The sequence below is a fragment of the Bacteroidota bacterium genome, assembly GCA_037133915.1.
GTDB lineage: Bacteria > Bacteroidota > Bacteroidia > Bacteroidales > CAIWKO01 > JBAXND01.
The window spans coordinates 1-6,830 of sequence record JBAXND010000094.1 but is presented as its reverse complement, the minus strand read 5'-3'; the positions used below and the strand labels follow the sequence as shown (position 1 = coordinate 6,830).

The window sequence follows — 6,830 nt, the reverse complement described above, 5'->3', positions numbered from 1 at the left end:
AGCCGGGCTTATGCTTCGGCTTCTTTCAAACTTTTACCGGACAACAGTGATTGTTAATATGATTTAATTATTGTCTGCATTTTTAAAAAAGCAGGCAAAGGTATCAATTTTTAATGATTATAATTTTACAAATTTACGTACTTCAGTCTTATCTCTGAATACGACTTTTATCGCATACACGCCCTGTTTAAGGAAGTCGGTCGGAATGATGAAATTATTATAACCTTCACTTGCCTGACCAGAGAATGCAGTACCGATTATTTGTCCGTTTTCGTTATAAAGAACAATGTCAAGCTGCTCGGCAAATGGTATCACGACATCAATATTTACCTGATCGGCTACCGGGTCGGGATAGGGTTCAGAAACAATGAAGATATCGCGCAACACGAGGCATTGTTCATTATTGGATAATTGGTCGTCCAGTTGTGAGCCGGGAACGCTGGCACTTACGCAGATATAATCGGCAGAACCGCCCGGGGGCACCATAAATTGTGCGTTGAAGTTATATATTGCAGCATCACCCGGTTTCAGATTTCCAGTCCAGATTTCTTTAATAATACTGCCTTTATTCAGTTGTGCCGAAAGATCCACCTCATCAACTCCGCGAGATCCAAGGTTTTTAATAGTAGTGGTGAACTTCAGGAATCCGCCCGAATTGTCTGCTGTAACAGCAATTACTGCAATATCGAGAATGGTTGGAATAACATAGACAACGCCTGTTGCCGTATCCGAACAGCCATTGGGGTTATTGGCAATCAGAGTAACCGTGTATATGCCTTCGACAGTGTAATTGTGAGCAGGATTTTGCGACAAATCAGTAGTACCGTCACCAAAATCCCATATGTACGATGTTGCCCCGGAGCTTGTATTTGTAAATGTAACGGTGAGCGGTGGAACACCATACGTTGGATTAAAAGTAAAGGAGGCATGTGGCTTGGGGTATACAGAAACCGATTGTGTATTTGTGCTCGAACATCCAGCGCTTGAAGTAACTGTGAGGCTAATATGGTACACTCCGGTATCGGCAAAAATAAATTGTGGGTTTCTGTTCGTTGAATTTCCGAGAGAATCGAAATCCCAGTGCCATTGAGTAATGGAGTCGTTACTAATAGTGCTATTATCATAAAAGAAACCGGTGTTTCCTTCACAGAAATTACTGGTATTAAAATCAGCCTGAGGGATGGCGTGTACCACAACAGCTTTTGTAAGACTAATCCTGCATCCGCTTAGTGCGCGGACTGTTAGAGTTACATTGTAGGTTCCTGCGCCTGAATAATTATGTGCAGGGTTATCGTTGATAGAAGTGTCTCCGTCGCCAAAATCCCAGAAAAGATCAGTAATAGGTGCCCATGGAGGCGTGGTAGTAAGGTTCGTGAAAAATACCGGAGTTCCTTCACAGCTTTGTGTCCACGAAAAATCTATGGCCGGCGATTCTTTGATTTGAACCGTTGCAGTTGTGGTATCAGCACACCCGGCAACCGAGGACGCTATCAGTGTTACCGGATAAGAACCAATAGTAGTATAAGTATGGTCCGGATTTTCTAGAATACTCGTATTGGCTGTTCCGCTGGCGGGGTCGCCAAAGTCCCAAGTCCATGATGATATCCCGCCGAATGCATCGGTTGATAAATCGGTAAATGGAACGGGAACGCCATTGCAGCCAATAAACGGGAGAAAATGTACGTCGGGCAGTGAATACACAACCACAGGTCTCGTAACACTGCTCACACAGCCCGAATCGGTAATTACGGTAAGTGTAGAGTAGAATGCACCGTAATTTATGTAAGTGTGATTTGGAGCAGGCGACGCAGAAGAAGTACTATCACCAAAATCCCATTTCCAACTTACAATACTATATGGAGCAACTACTGAGGAAAGATCAGTAAATTGCGTGCTTCCGCCAAAGCAGGCTGAGTCGGTGGTAAACTGAGGTATTGCCACAACGCCATTAATTGTTAGGTTAACAGAGTCGGTGGCTACGCATCCGTTATTATCATTAACTGTTATAGCATAAGTAGGATAGCTAACCGGCGGGTCGTTGATAATTATCAGGCTATTGCCGGAGCCGGTGTTCCATAAATAAGTTGTCGCCTGTTGAGCACCGCTTACCAGACCGAGCATATTTCCCTGGCACATTGTTCGGTCGGGTCCGAGTGATGCCTGAACGGCAAATGAATCAACTGCTATTTGAAAAGTATCAACAGCAAAACAACCAAGGGAGTCGCTCACTTTTACCCAGAAAGTTCCGGCAGAATCAGCTACAAAATATGGGTTCGTCGTGCCGTCTGCCCATTGGAAGGTGTAGCCTGCACCGAAGCCGCTGCTTACATTCGCCGAAGAAAAGAGACAGAATGCCGTATCATGAACATGCAGGAATGGCTTATTAATAGTTATTGTATCTTTTGATGTATAGCCAAAAATATCCGTTACACTCACCCAATAGGTTCCACTGCCAGTCTGGATTGTTTGTGTAGTTTCTCCGGTTGACCAAAGAAAGTTGGTAAAACGCGCACCTGCATTGAGGACTGTATCGCATAGTCCGTATGTAATATTGATATCCGGACCAAGGTTTACCGGCGGCGCATATTTGTATCTCAAATACGTTTCCACATTTTTCCGATCCGTGGTGGAAAGAGCACTTCCGTACAAAATAATTTCAGCAATATTTCCTTTGTAGAAATTAGTCGTCCCTATGCAGCCTACTTTATAGTCCGCATTTGTAAAGGGCCCTGAGAGCCCTGCATTTGTAGACGTGCCGTCCAGACCGCCGTTAATAAAAAGATCTGCCTTTGCTCCATAAGTTTTGACAACGCCCAACATTGCAGGATTATAGCCAGTAGCGGGCAGGGAATTTGTAGAGCTGCTAACACCAAAAGTTTTATTATTGAACTTCAGACTGTTACTCGGCTTGTAACGTGCAAGGCTGAGTCCGGTTGTTCCGGTATTAATTGAGAATAACCCGAAAGAGCTACCCGTTGCAACATTATCACCGGAAGCCACAACAAACAATGTCAGGCCGGAAGAATCAATAGCGGAAATAGTTGTGCCATTAAAAAATTTAGTGCTTCCGTCAAAATACACGGCAGGCAATCCGTTCAGCGTATCAACAGAGGCTTTATAGTGAGGACGGTCAGCTGCGATGGTCTGATTGGCATTGTTGTTATTGCCGCTCTTGTCGTACCAGTCTGTCACTAAACCACCATTTTGTGATACACCGTCATCAGCTTTCAGCCAAAGCTTCATTCCGGGTATCGAGGTAGGATTATAGGTTCTGAATTGCCAGGTTGAGGAGTTGATGGTTGCCCCGCATACATTTTGAGCAACCACCTTCCACCAATAGGTTTTATTCATCGCGAAGACTCCATTATACGAAGGCACCAAAAGGTTAGAATGTGTTTGTAAGTTGGTAGTGAAGTTAATGTCTTCGGCAATATAAAGCGTATAATGGTCGGCATTAGCACTTGCGGTCCAGCTTAAGTTGATATTCCCGGTGGTGAACATGAAGTTGTTTTGGGGTGCCAACAGACTGAATGGTGTCGGTGGCGGCGATGAAGCTACCACAGTAATAGCGCCGGTATAATTTGCAGTGCAACCTTTTTTAGTTGTAACTTGGATATCCGGTATGTAATTTCCGGGTGATAAATAGCTGTGAAATGGATTTTGGAGCGTTGAAGAATAAGTATCGCCAAAATGCCATTGCCATCCAATAAGGCTGTCGCCCGAAGCAGCAGTACTTCCATCTATAAATTGATAAGGGAAGTTAATACATGCTTGAGTGGAAGAGAAATATGCCGTAGGTAATTGATTCACAATTGTTTGGTGTGTGATGGTATTCTGGCATCCAACATTAGTGACCACAGTCAGGTGAGTGGGGTAAGTACCGGAATTAGTGTAGTAATGGCTTGGCGAATGTGCTGTGGAATTATTTCCATCTCCAAAATCCCAATTCCATGAAACAATATTTGCGGGTAGAGTAAATGTTGAATGATCCGTAAAATGGGTTGAATCTCCGCGGCAGACGGTATCGAATGAAAAGAGCGCGACAGGTGCAACACCCGAAATCGTCACATTCACACTATCATGTGCATGGCAGCCATTAACATCTGTGACCGTAAGCGAATAATTGCCGGGTGTCCAGACTGCGAGGGTACTGCCTGTAGAATTATCCATCCAATGATAATTTTGAATCGTGTACCCGGGATGTAAAGGTTGAATTAAATACCCGGCGCACATGGTAGAATCCGGGCCTAGTGAAAAATAGGTTTTCAGCGAATCAACGACAATGGTTGCTGTATCTGATTTGACCGAGCAACCCAGGCTGTCGGTAAGAGTCACCCAAAACAAGCCAGCCGTTTTTGCGTAAAGCACAGAATCGGTTCCTGCAGGATGCCATGAATAATGGTATTTGTACAGGTGGCCTGTTTGAGGCTTGAGAGCGATGCTGTCTCCCAGGCAAACAGTCGCGCTTGTTGTGTTTAGATGACGGTTCGCGATTGTAACATTTATCGTGTCATACGAAATCTGTCCGAAAATGTTTGTTGCTGTTACACTGTATGTTCCGTTCGCAGTAATCGTAATTGTCTGTGTAGTATCTCCGGTTGACCAAAGCAAATGTGTGAATCGTGCACCTGCATCGAGTATTGTTGGGCAAAAGTTTGTTTTAATAATATCTGGTCCCAGTGCAACGGGAGGAGCGTACTTATGATGAAGATAATTTTCAACGGTTGCTTTATCGGAAGCACTTAGTGCCGAATTATATATTATAACTTCGGCAAAAGCCCCTTTATAATAACTAGAGTTACTTCCCACTGCGCCCAGATTGTATATGGAATTCGTAAACGTTCCGGTCACTGTTGCATTGGTTGAAGAACCCTCAGCAACGGAATTGATATATATGGTAGAGATTGTGTTCAGGTTTTTTTCAATGCAAAATATTTTCGGATCTAATGCGGTTGCGGGTAACGAGTTACCAGTAGTTGAAAAGTAATTATTGTTGTTATAATTTACCAACGTTTTATTTGAGCCGCTTCTAAACCACCAGAACCCGTTAGAAATGTTGTTGATCGAAAAAAGACTGGCGTTAACTGCACCAATAGCATCGCCTGCTGCAACAATAAAAATAGTTGCAGAGCTTTTGCCAATGTTGGCAATAGAATCCCCAGCAGCAGAGGCCATAAAATCATCTGTACCGTCAAATAGAATAGCGGGCATTCCGTTTAATTTTGCAACAGAGGCCACCACTGTAGGTCTTTTGGTTGCTAAGCCCTGGAGTGCATTATGAGGATTTGACCCGCCCTTTGAATCACCCCAGGAGGCAACAGGCCCGCCTGCTGGCGATACCAGTGTGTCTGACCGCAACCAAAGTTGAAGACCCGTGATATTTGAAGGATTAAAAATACGTAAATGGCGGTAAAAAGTGCTGTCCGAATTGTTGCATGGGTTATACGCAAATACCCGCCAGAAGTAGCTGTGATTTCCTGCGAGTCCGGCGGAATGTGATGTTCCGGAGATGCCGGTAAAATTTAAAACATTCTGTGAGAATAATGAATCATCAGCAATCTGTAATTTATAGACGGTGGCATTTGTGCTGGCCGCCCAAACAAAGGTAACGGTTGATAGCGCCGACGTGGTGAAATCTGCTGGCGAAACAAGACTGAAGGCCTGTGGAACCGGGCTGCTTGCCACCACTGTAATATTGTGAATAATAGAATCGATGCATCCGTAATTGCTTGTTACTTTCAGGGACACCGGATAAACGGATGCAGTTGTATAATTGTGCGAAGGGTTCTGAAGTGAAGATGAATGAGTGTCGCCGAACTGCCATGACCAGTCAGTAATTGAACTTCCTACGCCGATAGTACTATGGTCTGTAAAAAGGTAGGCATTGTTGATACAGGCTGTTGATGTTGTAAACTGGGCAGAAGGTTTTGCGTAAACAATAACCTGTTTTCCAAATGTATGATAGCATCCCATATTGGATGTTGCCTTAAGGCTCACGGTGTATGTTCCGGGGGCTGCGTATTGGTGAGCAGGATTACTCAGCGTTGAGATATTCCCGTCACCGAAGGTCCAGTGCCATTGAGCAATTACATCGGGTAATAAAACTGTTGAGAGGTCGGTGAAATGGGTGCTGTCACCGGAGCAGACGCTATCGGCTCTGAAATTAGTAATTGGGGCGTTTCCTATAATTGTTACATGAACAGTGTCCCTTCCGATACAGCCCCGAATATTGGTTGCGGTAACCCAGAAGTCACCACCTGGCATATTGATAATTAAACTATCGGCCGTAGAGCCACCTGTCCAAAGATAGGATTGTACAGGATAACCGGGGTGTATCACCTTAATGGCATTGCCGGAACAGAATGAAGTGTCATTGCCCAGTGAAATGTGCGATGGAAATAAATCCAGCGACAAGGTGAGTGTATCTGACATTTTAGTGCAAGTACCATCGCTGATAGTTACAAAATAATTTCCGGGCTGAGAGATTGTAATAACAGAGTCGGTAGATCCTGTTGACCACAGGAATGTAAATCGGGACAATGGACTGCAACGGGGTTTAACTTGTAAGGTTGATCCTTGGCAAATAGTTGTGTCGCCGCTACTCAGACGGGTGTCGGGGTAAGTAACTACCACCGTATCTTTGGAAATACTTCCGAATACACTTGTTGCTGTCACGCTGTATGACCCGCTTGTGTTTACATTTATTGTTTGAGAAGTAGCTCCTGTTGACCATAAATAACTGACAAACCGAGCGCCTGCATCAAGTGTTGTTGAACAAAAGTTTGTTTTAATAATATCTGGTCCCAGTGCAACGGGAGGAGCGTACTTAT

1 protein-coding gene is annotated in these 6,830 nt (G+C 44.2%); it reads right to left on the bottom strand.

Annotation, left to right across the window (positions count from 1 at the left end; all coding sequences use genetic code 11):
- Positions 1 to 117: 117 nt before the first annotated feature.
- The gene (locus tag WCM76_16545) at positions 118 to 6,675 is read right to left on the bottom strand and encodes a PKD domain-containing protein (protein ID MEI6767241.1); all 6,558 of its coding nucleotides are present in this window, start codon (positions 6,673 to 6,675) and stop codon (positions 118 to 120) included.
- Positions 6,676 to 6,830 lie beyond the last annotated feature (155 nt).